This window comes from Deinococcota bacterium, from assembly GCA_030858465.1.
Taxonomy (GTDB): domain Bacteria; phylum Deinococcota; class Deinococci; order Deinococcales; family Trueperaceae; genus JALZLY01.
In genome coordinates this window covers 1-14,627 of record JALZLY010000367.1, presented here as the reverse complement: position 1 = coordinate 14,627, position 14,627 = coordinate 1, and the positions used below count along the sequence as shown (strand labels likewise).

Annotated in this window: 13 protein-coding genes; 8 read left to right on the top strand and 5 right to left on the bottom strand. The window is 64.9% G+C overall.

Annotated elements, in window-relative coordinates:
• Positions 1 to 17: 17 nt before the first annotated feature.
• Positions 18 to 1,493, bottom strand: a complete 1,476-nt coding sequence (locus M3498_18065; protein ID MDQ3461173.1) for a phytoene desaturase — start codon at positions 1,491 to 1,493, stop codon at positions 18 to 20.
• A 122-nt stretch (positions 1,494 to 1,615) separates the two neighbouring features.
• Between M3498_18065 and M3498_18060 the strand changes: the two genes are divergently transcribed.
• The 3 genes from M3498_18060 to M3498_18050 all read left to right on the top strand — a co-directional run bounded on the left by M3498_18060 (position 1,616) and on the right by M3498_18050 (position 4,154).
• Positions 1,616 to 2,200, top strand: a complete 585-nt coding sequence (locus M3498_18060) for a cob(I)yrinic acid a,c-diamide adenosyltransferase (protein MDQ3461172.1) — start codon at positions 1,616 to 1,618, stop codon at positions 2,198 to 2,200.
• Between the two features lie 140 nt (positions 2,201 to 2,340).
• Positions 2,341 to 3,297 carry a DUF4397 domain-containing protein gene (locus tag M3498_18055; GenBank protein MDQ3461171.1) on the top strand — a complete coding sequence of 319 codons (957 nt, stop codon included), beginning with the start codon at positions 2,341 to 2,343 and terminating at the stop codon, positions 3,295 to 3,297.
• 74 nt (positions 3,298 to 3,371) lie between these two features.
• Entirely contained in the window at positions 3,372 to 4,154 is a 783-nt protein-coding gene (locus M3498_18050) for an ABC transporter substrate-binding protein (GenBank protein MDQ3461170.1), read from the top strand.
• On the opposite strand, the gene M3498_18045 is transcribed toward M3498_18050, so the two are convergent.
• The gene (locus M3498_18045; protein MDQ3461169.1) at positions 4,151 to 4,891 is read right to left on the bottom strand and encodes an SDR family oxidoreductase; all 741 of its coding nucleotides are present in this window, start codon (positions 4,889 to 4,891) and stop codon (positions 4,151 to 4,153) included. The two genes, M3498_18050 and M3498_18045, sit on opposite strands and share 4 nt — an antisense overlap.
• 450 nt (positions 4,892 to 5,341) lie before the next feature.
• Between M3498_18045 and M3498_18040 the strand changes: the two genes are divergently transcribed.
• The 5 genes from M3498_18040 to odhB all read left to right on the top strand — a co-directional run bounded on the left by M3498_18040 (position 5,342) and on the right by odhB (position 12,021).
• Positions 5,342 to 6,148 (top strand): sulfotransferase, encoded by an 807-nt coding sequence (locus tag M3498_18040; protein MDQ3461168.1) that lies wholly within the window; start codon positions 5,342 to 5,344, stop codon positions 6,146 to 6,148.
• A gap of 76 nt (positions 6,149 to 6,224) precedes the next feature.
• Entirely contained in the window at positions 6,225 to 6,839 is a 615-nt protein-coding gene (locus M3498_18035) for a histidine phosphatase family protein (protein ID MDQ3461167.1), read from the top strand.
• 66 nt (positions 6,840 to 6,905) lie between these two features.
• A complete protein-coding gene (locus M3498_18030) occupies positions 6,906 to 7,637 on the top strand; it encodes a segregation/condensation protein A (GenBank protein MDQ3461166.1) in 732 nt (243 codons plus the stop codon).
• 235 nt (positions 7,638 to 7,872) lie between these two features.
• Positions 7,873 to 10,671 carry a 2-oxoglutarate dehydrogenase E1 component gene (locus tag M3498_18025; GenBank protein ID MDQ3461165.1) on the top strand — a complete coding sequence of 933 codons (2,799 nt, stop codon included), beginning with the start codon at positions 7,873 to 7,875 and terminating at the stop codon, positions 10,669 to 10,671.
• Between the two features lie 24 nt (positions 10,672 to 10,695).
• Positions 10,696 to 12,021 (top strand): 2-oxoglutarate dehydrogenase complex dihydrolipoyllysine-residue succinyltransferase, encoded by a 1,326-nt coding sequence (odhB, locus tag M3498_18020; GenBank protein MDQ3461164.1) that lies wholly within the window; start codon positions 10,696 to 10,698, stop codon positions 12,019 to 12,021.
• A 14-nt stretch (positions 12,022 to 12,035) separates the two neighbouring features.
• Here odhB and M3498_18015 read toward each other — a convergent pair whose 3' ends face one another.
• Genes M3498_18015 through M3498_18005 form a run of 3 tightly spaced genes read right to left on the bottom strand, consistent with a single transcriptional unit; the run spans position 12,036 to position 14,480 of the window.
• A complete protein-coding gene (locus M3498_18015) occupies positions 12,036 to 12,809 on the bottom strand; it encodes an ABC transporter permease (GenBank protein ID MDQ3461163.1) in 774 nt (257 codons plus the stop codon).
• Positions 12,802 to 13,725, bottom strand: a complete 924-nt coding sequence (locus M3498_18010; protein MDQ3461162.1) for an ABC transporter ATP-binding protein — start codon at positions 13,723 to 13,725, stop codon at positions 12,802 to 12,804. The genes M3498_18015 and M3498_18010 overlap by 8 nt, the downstream gene beginning before the upstream one ends.
• Before the next feature lie 5 nt (positions 13,726 to 13,730).
• Positions 13,731 to 14,480, bottom strand: a complete 750-nt coding sequence (locus M3498_18005; protein ID MDQ3461161.1) for a hypothetical protein — start codon at positions 14,478 to 14,480, stop codon at positions 13,731 to 13,733.
• Between the last annotated feature and the right edge of the window lie 147 nt (positions 14,481 to 14,627).

Genomic DNA, 14,627 nt, shown 5'->3' with positions numbered 1-14,627 from the left:
GAGCTGCCCGCGTCCGGCTAGGCCGGGCCGATGAGCTTATCGGCGATCTTTGCCGAGGAGAGCACGCCGGGCAGGCCGGCGCCGGGGTGGGTGCCCGCGCCCACCAGGTAGAGGTTGTCGAAGTCCTCCGAGCGGTTGTGGGGCCGAAACCAGGCCGACTGCGTCAGCAGCGGCTGCACCGAGAAGGCCGAGCCCAGGTAGGAGTTGAGCGTGTCCCTGAAGTGCAGCGGGTCGATGTAGTGCTCGGCGACGATGTTCTCCTGCAGGTCGGGCAGGTAGTTGTCCTCCAGGAACCGCATGATGGCGTCGCGGTAGGGCTTTGCCGCCTCGCGCCAGTCCGTACCCGAACCCAGGTGCGGCACGGGCGAGAGCACGTAAAACGACTCGCAGCCCTCAGGCGCGATGGTCGGATCGGTGATGGTGGGCATGTGCAGGTAGAGGGAAAAGTCCTCGGCCAGCCGCTTGCGGTTGAAGATGTCGTTCAGGAGCCCCTGGTAGCGCGGCCCCAGGATGATGTTGTGGTGCTTGAGCCGGGTGTTCGTATAGCGCCGCTTGGTCCCGAAGTAGATGACGAAGAGCGACATGGCGTAGTTCAGGCGCTCGAGCTTCCTGTCGCTGTTCTTGCGCCGGTGGCGGGCGGGGATGAGGTTCAAGTAGGTAAAAGCGGCGTCGGCGTTGGAGACGACGGCGTCGCAGGCGTGGGCGTGGCCGTCCTTCAGCCTGACGCCCGTCACCCGCCGGCCCCTGACCATGATCTCGCTCACCTCGCTGTTCAGCCTGAGCTTGCCACCGAGTTCGGCAAAGAGTTCGCCCAGGGCCGCGACGAGCGCGCCCGTGCCGCCCATGGCGTAGTGCACCCCCCACTCGCGCTCGAGGTAGTGGATGAGCGCGTAGATCGAGGTGGTGTCGAAGGGGTTGCCGCCGACCAGGAGCGGGTGAAAGGAGAAGCACTGGCGCAAGAAGTCGTCCTTGATGAAGCCCTTGACGTAGCCGTAGACGCTTCTGTAAGAGCCCAGCCGCAGCAGGTCGGGGGCGACCCTGAGCATGTCGCCGACCGTCAGGAAGGGCTTGTCGGCGAGCTCGACGAAGCCCTTGTCGAAGATCGCCTTGGTGCTCTTTACGAAGCGGCGGTAGCCCTCCTTGTCGGCCGGGTTCCAGCGTTCGATCTCGCTCAGGGTAAAGGCCTCGTCGTCGCTGTAGTCGAAGTGCCGCCCGTCAGCGTCGAAGATACGGTAGAAGGGGTGGCAAGGCACGAACTCGACGTAGTCCTGGCGGCGTTTGCCCGCTAGAGCGAAGAGTTCGTCGAACATGAAGGGCGCGGTGATGATGGTCGGCCCGCCGTCAAACCTAAAGCCGTTCTGTTCGTAGACGTAGGCGCGGCCGCCGAGCTTGTCGCGCCCCTCGAAAATCTCCACCTCGTGGCCCCTGGCGGCGAGCCGGATCGCCGCGCCCAAGCCCCCGAAACCGCTGCCGATCACGATGATCTTCCCCATAGCCCTCACTATCTCACTATAGGGTGGCGCGAGCGCGAACGCTTGGGCGCGTCAATACAGTTGGGCAGGGGTCGGGGGTCGGAAGGAAAGCCTCGAGGCTGCTCCATGAGGTATCGTGGGCCATGAAGATCTACACCAAGACCGGCGACGACGGCACCACCGCGCTCTACGGGGGCAGCCGCGTGGCCAAGGACGCCTTGCGCCTCGAGGCCTACGGCACGGTCGACGAGGCCAACGCGGCCCTGGGCCTGGCTCGAGCTCAACTCGGGGGCCTCGCGGGCGGCGAAGGGCTGGACGCCCTGCTGGATAGGCTTCAGAGCGCGCTCTTCGATTTGGGCGCCGACCTGGCCACGCCGCAGGACTCGAGCTACGGCAAGAACATCGACCGCGTCCGCGAGGGGGACGTCGCTCTGCTCGAGGGGCAGATCGACCGCTTCGAGACCGAGCTCGAGCCCTTGCGTCATTTCATCCTGCCCGGCGGCCATCCGGCCGCGGCCGCGCTTCACCTCGCCCGCACGGTCGCGCGCCGCGCCGAACGCGCGACCGTGCGCCTGGCTAGAGAGGAGGTGGTCAACCCTCAGGCGACGGTCTACCTGAACCGTCTCTCGGACCTGCTCTTCGTCCTGGCGCGGCTGGCCAACCGCCGCGCCGGCGTCGCCGATGAGCCCTGGCAAAAACGCGCGGAACGCGACGGCGGCCGTCGTTAACGGCTAGTCCGGTGAGGATAACTCGTACTGTTGAGCTGCACGGTAGCATTTGGCCTTCAGCTTCGACTAGCCTTTTCGACGGTAAGCTGCACAAAGTTCCCCTGGGTCGCGCTTTCATATCCTGGGGTTGGAGGAACGCCATGAAGAAGCTTCTCTTGGTCTTATCGGCCCTCTACGCCTTTAATGTCTCGGTCTCCCAAGAGGCGCCCGAGTTCGACATCCCTCCCGGCGAAGGGGCGGCCCTGCGTGTCGCCCATCTCTCGCCCGACGCGGCCGAGATGAACGTGACCATCGCCGACAGCGATCCCTTTGGCGGCCTTGCCTTCCGCGACGTGACCGACTACCAGGTGGTGCCCTCGGGCAGCCTGGTGATTCGCATCACCAGCGGTGACGACCCGCTCATCGACGCGACGCTCGAGGTCGAGGCGGGCGCCTACTACACCATCGCCGCCGTCGGCTACGAGGAGAGCCTCGAGGCGCGCGTCTACCGGGACAACCTACGCCCCTTTCCGCCCGCGAACGGCGCCAGCCTGCGCGTCCTGCACGCCTTGCCGGGCGCCGGGGCCGTCGACCTGGCGGTGCGGGGCGGCGACCTGCTCGTCGAGGGGCTGGACTTCGCCCAGGTGAGCGAGTACTTTTTCGTGGCGGCGGGCGATTACGACTTGGACGCCCGTGCGGCCGGCGGGGATGAGGTCGCCTTGGCGCTTGACGGCGTCGAGATCCGCGCCGGGCACGTCTATACCCTCTTTGCCATCGAAGAGGGTGAAAGCGCGGCGGACGCCATCATGACGGAGGACGCGCCGGACGGGACGCCTGCGCCTGCCGGAGAAATCGCTACAGACACCGCTACAGACACCGGGGTCATCCGGCCCACCCCGGCGCAAGCGGTCGCCCGGCCCCTGCGACAGGCGCCTGCCGAGACCGGGATCTTGCGAGCCGTCAGGCCGGTGGCTGCGGCGGCCATCACCCAGGGCGCCGACCCGGGTGCCGAAGCCGAGGAGGGGGAGGCCGCGCGGGCCGAGCGCCGCGTGGGCTACGTCCTCACCGTAGACGCGCGCATGGTCGGCGGGGAAGCGGACGGCGACCAGCGACCTTGAGCCGCTGCGTTGTACGATGAAGCATGGTGGTGATGGGCCCCTTCCTCGAGGATCCCTTGCGGTAGGATGCTCATATGAGACTTGTCTCGCTGGCCTGTTCCAACACCGAGATCCTCTGGGCGCTCGGCTCTTTGGACGGGCTCGTCGGCGTAGACGACCACTCGGACTTTCCCGCCGCGAGCCTCAAGAACGTGCCACGAGTCGGCCCGGATTTGGACATTGACCTTGACAAGGTAGCGGCCCTAGAGCCCGACCTCGTCCTGGCGACCCTGACGGTGCCGGGGCACGAGCGCGTCATAGCGGGGCTCGAGAAGGCCTGCCTGCCCTTCCTGGCGCCGGAGCCGGTCAGCCTGGGGGACGTCTACGGCAGCGTCCGAGAGATCGCCGGGGCGCTCGGCGTGGCGGCGCGAGGTGAGGCCGTGGTCGCGGACATGAGGCGGCAACTCGCGCCCGCGTCGGCGGCCGAGCGGCCCTCGCTGCTCGTCCAGTGGTGGCCGAAGCCGGTGATCGCGCCCTGCCGGGACTCCTGGGTGAGCGGCCTGCTCGAGGCGGCGGGCGGCGTCAATCCACTCGGCGAGCGGCCCGGAAAGAGCGTGCCCCTAAGCGACGAGGAGGTGGCGCAGCTCGACCCCGACGCCATCGTGCTCGCCTGGTGCGGCGTCGATCCGGCCAAGTACCGGCCCGACGTGGTCTACCGGAAACCGGCCTGGCAGGGTCTCAAGGCGGTCACGAGAGGTCAGATCTTTTGCGTCCCCGAGGCGTATCTGGGCCGTCCTGGGCCGCGCCTCACCGAGGGCTACCGGGCCCTTAGGACCATCGTGGAGACCGTGCGCGCGCCTCGTCAGCCCGCCTCTTAGCCCTGCGGCGGCCGGCTCGGCCGCACCTCGACCTTGCTGGGCAGGGTGCGCGGGTGCATGCTGAGCAGGTCGGTGACCAGCTTGCCGATGTCCTCGATCTGGATCTTCCAGCTGTCGGCCTCGCCGGGCTGGTGGTCGTTGAAATGCGTCGCCACCGAACCGGGCATGATGGTCGAGACCTTGACGCCGTCCTCGCGCAAGTCGAGCATGACCGCCTCGCTGAAGCCGGTCACGCCGAACTTGCTGGCGTTGTAGGCGCTGCCGCCCTTGATGGGGTTGCGGCCGGCCAGGCTCGAGATGGTGATGATGTAGCCCTGCGCCCTCTTGAGTTCGTCCACCGCCGCCTTGATGCTGTAGAAGACCCCGGTCAGGTTGGTGTCGATGGTGTCGTGCCACGCTTCCAGCGTCAGTTCGTCGACCGGCGCGAAGCGGCCCAGCCCCGCGTTGGCGACGAGCACGTCGAGCTTGCCAAAGGCTTCGACCGTCCGCCTGACCGCCTCTTGCTGCGCGCTGAAGTCGCGCACGTCCACCTTGAGCCCCAGAGCGCGGCCCGGCCCCATGCTGCTCAGCTCCCGCGCCGCCGCCTCGACCTCGTCCTCGCTGCGCGCGGTGATCGTCGTGTGACCGCCCAAACGGACGATCTCCCTAGCAATGCCGTAACCGATGCCCTTGCTGCCGCCGGTGATGAGGGCCACTTTTCCCTCGATGCTGTTGCCTTGAATGCTGTCGTTGGTCATGAGCCGACTCTAAGCCGGTACGGCGCCCGGCTCTAGGGGCTCGCTGACAAAGTTCCGCTCAGTCCGGGGTCGGCTCGAGCTCGAAGAAGGGGTGCTCGGGATCGGCACGCTTTCATCTTCCGCACCAGTAGTCCTTGGGGCCCCAAGGATCGTCTACCCGTTCTGTTCGTACATCTAGGTCGTGTTCCATGACCCATGTGTAGAATAAGAAGCACCAACGCAGATCGTTGAGCGAAGCGTTATAGTATTGGTGTTAGTTATATTGGCTTGCAGAGAGGAAAGTGGGGTCAGGGTTCGCAGCTGGAGCAAGGGCAAACTGACTCGCCGGTACGATTAACAACTAGGACGAAGTCGTCCGCGTCCTGATCGACGCCAAGTACGTTCTGCTGCTCAGCAGCACGCCGGCCTGGGTTCAGCCTGACACGTGACCTAGGTGGTTGGAGGAATGCTATGGGACATCTCACCGCAACGCAATCAAAGTCGACTCTCAAAAAAACTTTCAAAAAATACCTCGTATACCACCACCTGCTGCGACCTTCGAAGGTCAAGGGACGCTTCGTCATCCTCATGCACCCCCGATCGGGCTCAACGCTGCTCAACGACCTGCTGAATTCCCACCCCCAGATATACTGCGAGGGCGAAGTCTTCAACACCGATACCAAGCTTTTCCTACCTAGCAGATATCTGGAGGCACGCAGCATCCAAGCGCAAAAGCCCGTCTATGGCTGCAAGATGACGACGTGGCAGCTCCGCACGAAACAAAAGCTCAAAAACTCGCAACGCTTTATGAGCGACCTTTACCGGGGTGGCTGGAAAATCATGTATCTCAAGCGGCAAAACATCTTGCGCCAGGCCCTCTCCATTATGGTGCTCGAGCATCGCCAGGCACTGGGGCATCCAAAGGCCTTCCAGCATGATCCAAGCCAAGGTCCACTAAAACTGAACAAGCTGCACGTCGATCCGAAGGATTTGATTCGCCGTCTCGAGGGGCGTGAGCGCGAGCTGCAAGAGGCCCAGCAGCTCCTGAGCGCTACCCCACACCTCTCGCTTGTCTACGAAGAGGATCTGCTGACACCGGAAAACCATCAACGCACCGCCAACCGGGTGTTTGAGTATCTGGACCTCTCGCCAACAACCGTCAAGACACGCCTGGCTAAAATCGGCAAGGACAAGCTCGCCGACATGATTGGCAACTACGATGAGGTGACAGCGGCCCTCATGGGCACGAAATATGCCGACATGCTCTCCGCCAGGTGAGCGTGTCCTAAACACGCGACCGGATTGCCGCCATGACCAAAGGCGCGGCCGGACCTGTTAGACTCGCCCTCGGTCTATGCGTCAGCTCACCCTCATCCGTCACGGCCTCACCGCCTGGAACAGCTCTCGCCGCTTTCAGGGACACAGCGACGTACCGCTCTCGGCCGAAGGCAGGGCGCAGACGCGGGCGCTGGCCAAGCGCCTCAAGACCGAGGGCGTCACGGCGGTGTACTCGAGCCCGCTCCGGCGCGCCGCCGAGACCGCTCGGGTGCTCTTTCCGGAGCGTGAGATTCTCTTCGACGACCGGCTCAAGGAGCTCGACTTCGGCGTCTTCGAGGCGAGGACGCTCGAGGAGAACCTGCTTCACCCCGAGTGGGCGCACTGGTACGGCGACCCCTTCGGCCGCGCCGCGCCCGGCGGCGAGTCCTACCGCGAGCTCCGCGAGCGGGTGGTGGCCTGGCTCGGCGACCTGCAGGAGGAGGGCTACATCGTCGCCGTCGCGCACTCCGGGACGATCCAGATGCTTCTCGCCCATGTTCTCGGCATCGAGTACCCGCGCTGGCGCAAGCGCTTCTACCTCAGGCACAGCAGCGTCAGCCGCGTTCTCTTCAACGAGGGCGACGCCGTCATCGAGCGCGTCAACGACACCCGGCATCTGCGCAGCGAGAGCGGCGATCCCTTCGACGATTAGACTGGCAGAGTCGCGTTTGACGAATTCCTGACAGCCTCGTCGCCGGGGCCGTGTTAGCCTCGCCGTGTGACGGCAACCGGAGAGGGCGTTCGGGAGAGTTTTCTCGTCCGGGCCGAGGCCTTTAGCGGCAGCCTGGCCGAGTTGGCGCGGGCGCTGCGCGCAGGGCGGCTGGCGCCCAGCGATATCGACGTGCTCGCTCTCGTCCGGCAGTTTCTCGGCTACTTTGGGCGCGTCTCGGCGCATGACCTCGAGCTCGCCAGCGAGGCCCTGCCGCAGCTCGCGCGGGTGATCGAGCTCAAGGTGAGGCTGCTCCTGCCCCGGCCCAAGCTCGAGGCGGAAGAGGAGGCGGACTTGGCGGAGACCCTGGAGAGCATCGACATGCTCGCCGAGCTCGAGGAGGCCATTCGCTTCCTGCGCCTGCGCCGCGAGGAGCGCCGCCTGGTCCTGCCGGTGGGGCTGCCGCGCCCCCCCTACGCCCGCGAGGAGCCCGCCATCCGCCTGCCCCTGTCGCGCCTCGCCGAGCTGGCCGGCCGCTACCGCGCCGCAAGCTACTTCGAATTGGCCGTCGAGCGCGTGACCCTCGCCGCGGCGATGCGCGGGATTGTGGAGGGTCTGACGTCCCTGAAGCAACGGTTTTTGGGAGAGCTCAGTCCGTCGGGTTGGCTCAGCGCCGGCGTCCACTTCGCGGCCATGCTCGAGCTCGTCAAGGAGGGCAGAGTCCGGGCCGTGCAAGAGGAGCCTTTCGGCCCCATCGCGCTGGAACTGCTCGAGGCCCGACGAGACCAGGAGGCGGCCTGAGCTTCCCTTTTGGCTCCGGCTGCTGACTTCTCGACCACCAGTCCCAAACCTGTCAGTCCCAATCCTGTGTCATAAAACCGTAAGCTGCCCTAAAACCCGCGCCCGGCAAACGCGTAGAATAAGGATTAGCGTCTATGCAGCCACGCCCGCCCCAACGGCGGCCGGGCAATGTGCAGTCGGAGCTGGTGATAAAGGTGATATCAACGTGAGCAAAACTGACCCTCTACCCTACAGCATGAGCCTGGGCTTCGTCGAAGCCCTCTACGCCCAGTACCTGGACGACCCCGCCGGGGTCGAGCCCGAGTGGCATCGCTACTTCGAAGGACTCGCGAAGCAAAACGGCGCTATAAGGGCCCGGCAGGGGCCGAGCTTTGCGCCGAGCAGCCTCTTCCACGCCCGCGGCGTCTCCAAGGCCGTCCCCCCCAACGGCGAGGTGGCCTCGCTGCAAGACCGGGTGGTCCAGCTCGTGCGCGCCTACCGGGTGCGCGCCCACATGGTGGCGGCCGTCGATCCCCTCGGCATGGAGCGCGCCGAACAGCCCGAGCTCGAGCCCTCCTTTTACGGCTTTTCCGAAGAGGACATGGCGCGCCGCGTCTCCTCCGACACCATTCCCGGCGAGGGCGCGCACACCATCGGCGAGATCTTACAGCGCCTCAAGAACACCTACTGCCGCAGTGTCGGCGTGCAGTTTATGCACATCGACAGCCTCGGCGTGCGCCGCTGGCTGCAAGAGCGCATGGAGACGACCGAGAACCGCGTCGAGCTCAGCCGCCAGGAGCAGCTCAGGATCCTCTCGCTGCTGACCGACGCGGTCATCTTCGAGCAGTTTATCCAGCGCAAGTTCATCGGCGCCAAGAGCTTTTCGCTCGAGGGCGCCGAGAGCCTGATTCCGCTCCTGGCCCTGGCCATCGACAAGGCCGGCGAGCAGGGCCTCGACGAGATCGTCCTGGGCATGGCCCACCGCGGCCGCTTGAACGTCTTGGCCAACATCATGGGCAAGAGCCCCAAGAAGATCTTCCGGGAGTTCGAGGACCCCGATCCAAGGCTGCACCTGGGCCGCGGCGACGTCAAGTATCACCTGGGCTACTCGAGCGACTGGACCACCGAAAGCGGCCACCAGGTCCACCTCTCCTTGTGCTTCAACCCCTCGCACCTCGAGTTCATCAACCCCGTCGCCCTGGGCCGCGTCCGCGCCAAACAGGACCGCGTGGGCGACAAGGAGCGCGAGCGCGGCATGGCGCTCCTCATCCACGGCGACGCGGCCTTTGCCGGCCAGGGCGTCTTGCAGGAGACCTTCAACATGAGCCAGCTCGAAGGCTACCGCACCGGCGGCACCCTGCACGTGGTCATCAACAACCAGATCGGCTTCACCACCTCGCCCTCCGAGGGGCGTTCCACCACCTACGCCACCGACGTCGCCAAGATGCTCCAGAGCCCCATCTTCCACGTCAACGGCGAGGACCCCGAGGCGGTCGCCCAGGTGGTCAGATTGGCGATGGACTTCAGGGCGGAGTTCAAGCGCGACGTGGTCATCGACATGTACAGCTACCGCCGCCACGGCCACAACGAGGGCGACGAGCCGGCCTTTACTCAGCCCAGGCTCTACCAGGCCATCCGCCGGCGCGTGCCGGTGCGCGAGGGCTATCTGGCGCACCTGCTTTCTCTCGGCGGCATCACCCGCGAGGAGGCCGACAAGATCGAGGTCGAGCGCAAGGAGCACCTGGAAGGTGAGCTCTCGGCGGCCCGCAGCGACGACTACCGGCTCGAGCGCGAAGAGCCCGCCGGGGTCTGGAAGGGCTACCACGGCGGGCTCGACGGCGAGGCCGAGGAGGTCGCCACGGCCGTCGAAGCGGGGCGGCTTAGCGACCTGCTGGGGCGCCTGACGCACCCCCCCGAGGACTTCAAGCCCAACCCCAAGATCGCGCGCGGCTTCAAGGGGCGGCTCGAGATGGCCGCCGGCGAGCGCCCGCTCGACTGGACCGCGGGCGAGACGCTGGCCTTCGCCACCCTGCTCACCGAGGGCTACCCGATTCGCATGACCGGCCAGGACACCCAGCGCGGCACCTTCAGCCAGCGCCACGCCGTTTTGCACGACGTCGCGGACGGTCACCCCTACACGCCGCTCCAGCATCTGGACTTGGAGCAGGCGCCCTTGGAGATCTACAATTCCCCGCTCTCGGAGATCGGCGTGCTCGGCTTCGAGTACGGCTACTCGCTCGACTACCCCGACGCCCTGGTGGCCTGGGAGGCGCAGTTCGGCGACTTCGTCAACGCCGGCCAGGTGATCGTCGACCAGTTCATCGTCTCCGCCGAGGACAAGTGGCGCCGCCTCTCGGGGCTGGTCTTGCTCCTGCCCCACGGCTTCGAGGGCCAGGGGCCCGAGCACTCCTCGGCCAGGCTCGAGCGCTTTTTGATGCTCGCCGCCGAGGACAACATCCAGGTCGCCAATCTGACCACCCCGGCGCAGCTCTTCCACCTGCTGCGCCGCCAGGTCCTGCGCAAGTGGCGCAAGCCGCTGGTGGTGATGACGCCCAAAAGCCTCCTGCGCCACCCGCGCGCGGTCTCGCCCTTGAGCGAGCTGGCGGAGGGCCGCTTTCAGCGGGTGATCCCCGACGCCCAAGACGCGCCCGTCGAGGGGGTCCGGCGCATCCTCATCTGCACCGGCAAGGTCTACTACGAGCTCGAGAAGGAGCGCGAGGACTTGGGCCGCAACGACGTGGCGATCCTCCGGCTCGAGCAGCTCTACCCGCTGCCCGAGGAGGAACTGCGCGCCGCGCTCGCGCCCTACCGGGACGGCACCCCGGTCTTTTGGGTCCAGGAGGAGCCCGAGAACATGGGCGCCTGGCGCTTTTTGCGCGTCAAGTTCGGCAGCGCGCTCGGGGGCCGTCTGCCCTTTAGCGGCATCAGCCGGCCCGAGTCGGCCAGCCCCGCCACGGGCTCGGCCAGCTCGCACAAGCTCGAGCAGGCGAAGCTTCTGGGCGAAGCCTTTGGGGGCCTCTTGGAGCCGCAAAGTAGCTGTGCAGAGCCGTCATGAAATGCGTCATGAAAGGAAGTAGCCATGCCCGTTGAACTGAAGGTGCCCACCGTCGGCGAGTCGATCACCGAGGTCGAGATCGGCCAGTGGCTCAAGGCCGAGGGCGACAGCGTCGAAAAGGACGAGCCCTTAGTCGAGATCGAGACTGACAAGGCCACCGTCGAGGTGCCCGCGCCCAGCGCGGGCGTGCTCGGCAAGATCCTCAAAAGGGCCGGCGAGCCTGCCGAGGTCGGCGAGGTGATAGGCCACCTCGAGGCGGGCGGCGCGGCCGCGGGCAAGCCCGAAGCTAAACCAAAGGCGCAAGGGACCCAAGAGAGCGAAGCGAAAGGCGTCGAGGCCGAGCGCCAGGAGGCCGCCGAGGCCTCGCCCGCCAAGACCTCTCCCGCCGAGACTGGAGAGGATGCCGGAGAGGACCAGAGTGCGGCCAGACCGGCCGGGCAGCAGGGCGGCGAGACCCGGGTCATGCCCGCCGCCCAGCGTCTCCTCGCCGAGCGGGGCTTACAGGCCGCCGAGGTCGAGGCTACCGGCCCCGGCGGCCGCCTGCTCAAGGAGGACGTGCTCCACCACGGCAAGGAGCAGGTGGTGGAGGAGGCGCCCGTGCGGGCGCCCGAACCGCAGCCGTCGCAGCCGTCGCAGCCGTCACCCTCTAGCCGCGAAGAGGAAGCCGTGCCCATGAGCCCCTTGCGCCGCAAGATCGCCGAGCGGCTCGTCGAGGCGCAGGCCAACGCTGCCCTCTTGACCACCTTCAACGAGATCGACATGTCCGAGGTCATGGCCCTGCGCGGCGGGTACAAGGACGCCTTCCAGGAGAAGTACGGGGTCAAACTGGGCTTCATGTCCTTTTTCATCAAGGCGGCCATCGACGCGCTTAAGCTCATCCCCCAGATCAACGCCGAGATCCGCGGGCGCGACATCGTCTACAAAAACTACTACGACGTCGGCGTCGCGGTAGGTTCCGGCAAGGGTCTGGTGGTGCCGGTCCTTCGTGACGCCCAGCTCATGAGCTTCGCCGAGATAGAAATGGCCATCGCCGACTTCGCTCGCCGCGCCCGTGACAACAAGCTCAAGCCCGAGGAACTGTCGGGTGGCACCTTCACCATCAGTAATGGCGGCGTCTACGGCTCCCTGCTGTCAACGCCCATCGTCAACCCGCCGCAGTCGGGCGTCTTGGGCCTGCACGCCATCAACGAGCGGCCCATCGCCGTTAGCGGTGAGGTCGTCGTGAGGCCGATGATGTATATCGCCCTCACCTACGACCACCGCATCGTCGACGGGCGCGAGGCGGTCACTTTCCTAAAGCGCATCAAGGAGGTGATGGAGAAGCCGTCTCGGATGCTCTTGGAGGTATAGCCGCTTCTTGGTGGCTAATACCCCACCAACAGCCCCAACTTTCTGATCTTAAGGCTGGCTTGTCGAAACAGCAAGAGCCCGATAAAGCAGTAAATCAGACCATTGGCAAACGCGATTGTCAATACCACAGGGTCTGAGACCAGGTCTCTTGCTAGGAGCTCGCGCAGCAAGCTTACGCTCGGCGCCATAGGCAGGAGATAACCGAGGATCGCTAGCGGCTGCGGCAGGGTTTCAAAGGAGGTCATGAAGACAAAGAGCAGAGCGAACATAAACAAATTCACGAGTTGGTGCATGCGTTTTAAAAGCAACGCGAGCGCGCCGAACATAAAGGCAATCCCATAAGCGCCCAGGAGCATTGCTGCAAAAGGCGGTAATACGCTGATGGAAAAGGTGAGACGGGCGCCCGTGAGCAACATGATGGCGAGCAAGATGGCAAAGGTGCTCGCCAGGTTCCAGAGCAAATTGGCGACGGCTCTGAGCAAAAAGACCCTTATCGGTCCGAACGGTGATAGAAAGACTTGCTCGAGCGTGCCCGTTTGCGCCTCGTCTTGTAGGTCGGTAGCAACGCCGACGATGATGGTCAGCAGCAGGGCCCACAGAATGTAACCGACCACAATCGCGTCGAGCCGCTCGCCAAACTGCGCGGTCGGGCCTGCCATGTAGCGCGTGCCCAAAAAGAGCGCGTAGAAGACGATGGTAACGCTGATGAGGCTACCAAGCGTGTTACCGAAGTAGCGGAACTGCAAGGTCCAACTCCGTTTCAGTTCGGCGTGTAGCAGCTTAAGCATGAGTTTTCTCCCGGACGAGGTCTAAAAAGATAGCCGTCAGGTCGGCTTGGTCGCGCGTCACTGAGACGAGCGGGATAGGTTCCAAGAGCGTGAGCACGTGGTAGAGCCCTGGGGCGTCGCCCGAGTAGACGATGGTCGTTTCGGTGACGGCCGCGCCGGCCGCGGTCAGGCGCTGGGCTCGAGCCGCGTCCGGCGCATCGGTGACCAGGATGGTGTAGCTGTCGCCGGAGTACCTCTGTAACAACTCCTGAGTCGGCGCCGCGACGACGACCTCGCCTTGGCGAAGGATGGCGACGCGATCCGAAATCTTCTGGGCGACCTCGAGCTGGTGCGTGGTCAGGAGAACCGCCTGCCCGTCGTCGGCGACCTGGCGAATCATCGCCTTGACGTTTTCCGCCGCCTCGACGTCCAGCCCTAGGGTAGGCTCGTCCAAAAGGAGCAGTTTGGGATGGTGAATGAGGGCGACGGCGAGCGCCAACTTCTGCTGCATCCCGCGAGACAGCGTCTGCACCAGAGCGCGCCCTTTGTCCGCGAGCCCAAAACGCTCGAGCAAGACGAGACCGCGCCGCCCTGCCTCCGCCGCGCTCAGCCCTTTGAGCATGCCGAAGTAGCTGAGATTTTCTTGTGGGGTGAGCCGCCAGTAGACGTTGCGGTTGCCTTCCAGCACCGCCCCCACGTGTTTTAGCGCCCAAGGGTTGCGGTGTGGGTCTTGCCCAGCGATACGCACCGTGCCGCTGTCAGGGACGATGAGCCCGGCAATCATCTTGATCGTCGTGGTTTTGCCCGCCCCGTTCGGTCCCAAAAACGCCAGAATGTTGCCGGAGGCCAGCTCGAGGGAGACGCCGCGCACTGCCTCTACGCTTTGGCCGCGCGACCGGTAGCCCTTCTTTAGCTCACGGACCTCTAAAATGTTCATCCCTATCACCTGATCTCAATCGGTTTGAGACTGCTTTCGACTTCAGTGAGTCCCCAGAGCGCGGCAACGGTAAACGGCAGATGGACCCAGATGTCTCGGTCGCTAGGGAGACGGTCGTAGCCAGGCGCCAAGGGGTTCAGAAAACCGAAGCTACCCTCAAGACGCTGCTGAAAGGCGATGAACTCCGCTCCCTCGGCGATCATCAGTTGATCGTGCCGCAGGTATGCCATCACTCTCAGCAGCCGCGACGCCGCATCGAGGCGGTACTGCTGCCAGGCGACCAACATGACGGCGGACAATACCTCGCCCAACTCGGCAGCGATAGAACCTAGAGCCTGTGGTACGGGCTCGCTACCGAGTTGGGTAACGGCCGACCAAAAGTCGCACTGCTCGTGAACCTCGTGGTCGCTCAAGAAAAGAAAGTCTCTTGCCGGCACGAGTAGAGGCTCTAATCGCTCACATACCTCTGTTTGTGAGACGATCCCTAAGAGTCGTGCGGAAAGGACCAGTGGCGCGCGTTCCCGCATGCTGTCGCCATGATCCTCGAGCGCTTCTTGTAGTCGTGCTTGTAGTCGTGAGCCGGCGCGGTGAAGCGCAGGGGCGTGGTAGCCTCGTTTAAGCAGCATGTTCTGAGTGATGGCTAAAAGATTGGGCTGAGCATCGCCCCACGTCTGGTCATCCCACCACGACCAACCCGCTAGGACGTCTTTTATGATTCTCCTTAAATTCTCTGTGTCGGCAGCTTGATCCCACATTCCGCTAGTTGACGTAGTAACTTAAGGATTTATCCTTTCGCGTCGCTGACGGTACATCTTAAGTTCAAGCCGTGTGCCGCCACACCTGATACATCGCTGTTTGGCTGACTTTCCGCCCCCTTTCATCATCTCGTGGTTCTCGATTGG

Bases quoted from the DNA above. Each gene is read 5' to 3' on its own strand.
- M3498_18060 (MDQ3461172.1), top strand. From the start codon at position 1,616: ATGAAGATCTACACCAAGACCGGCGACGACGGCACCACCGCGCTCTAC.
- M3498_18025 (MDQ3461165.1), top strand. From the start codon at position 7,873: ATGAGCCTGGGCTTCGTCGAAGCCCTCTACGCCCAGTACCTGGACGAC.
- M3498_18065 (MDQ3461173.1), bottom strand. From the start codon at position 1,493: ATGGGGAAGATCATCGTGATCGGCAGCGGTTTCGGGGGCTTGGGCGCG.
- M3498_18035 (MDQ3461167.1), top strand. From the start codon at position 6,225: ATGCGTCAGCTCACCCTCATCCGTCACGGCCTCACCGCCTGGAACAGC.
- odhB (MDQ3461164.1), top strand. From the start codon at position 10,696: ATGCCCGTTGAACTGAAGGTGCCCACCGTCGGCGAGTCGATCACCGAG.
- M3498_18055 (MDQ3461171.1), top strand. From the start codon at position 2,341: ATGAAGAAGCTTCTCTTGGTCTTATCGGCCCTCTACGCCTTTAATGTC.
- M3498_18010 (MDQ3461162.1), bottom strand. From the start codon at position 13,725: ATGAACATTTTAGAGGTCCGTGAGCTAAAGAAGGGCTACCGGTCGCGC.
- M3498_18050 (MDQ3461170.1), top strand. From the start codon at position 3,372: ATGAGACTTGTCTCGCTGGCCTGTTCCAACACCGAGATCCTCTGGGCG.
- M3498_18040 (MDQ3461168.1), top strand. From the start codon at position 5,342: ATGGGACATCTCACCGCAACGCAATCAAAGTCGACTCTCAAAAAAACT.
- M3498_18015 (MDQ3461163.1), bottom strand. From the start codon at position 12,809: ATGCTTAAGCTGCTACACGCCGAACTGAAACGGAGTTGGACCTTGCAG.
- M3498_18045 (MDQ3461169.1), bottom strand. From the start codon at position 4,891: ATGACCAACGACAGCATTCAAGGCAACAGCATCGAGGGAAAAGTGGCC.
- M3498_18005 (MDQ3461161.1), bottom strand. From the start codon at position 14,480: ATGTGGGATCAAGCTGCCGACACAGAGAATTTAAGGAGAATCATAAAA.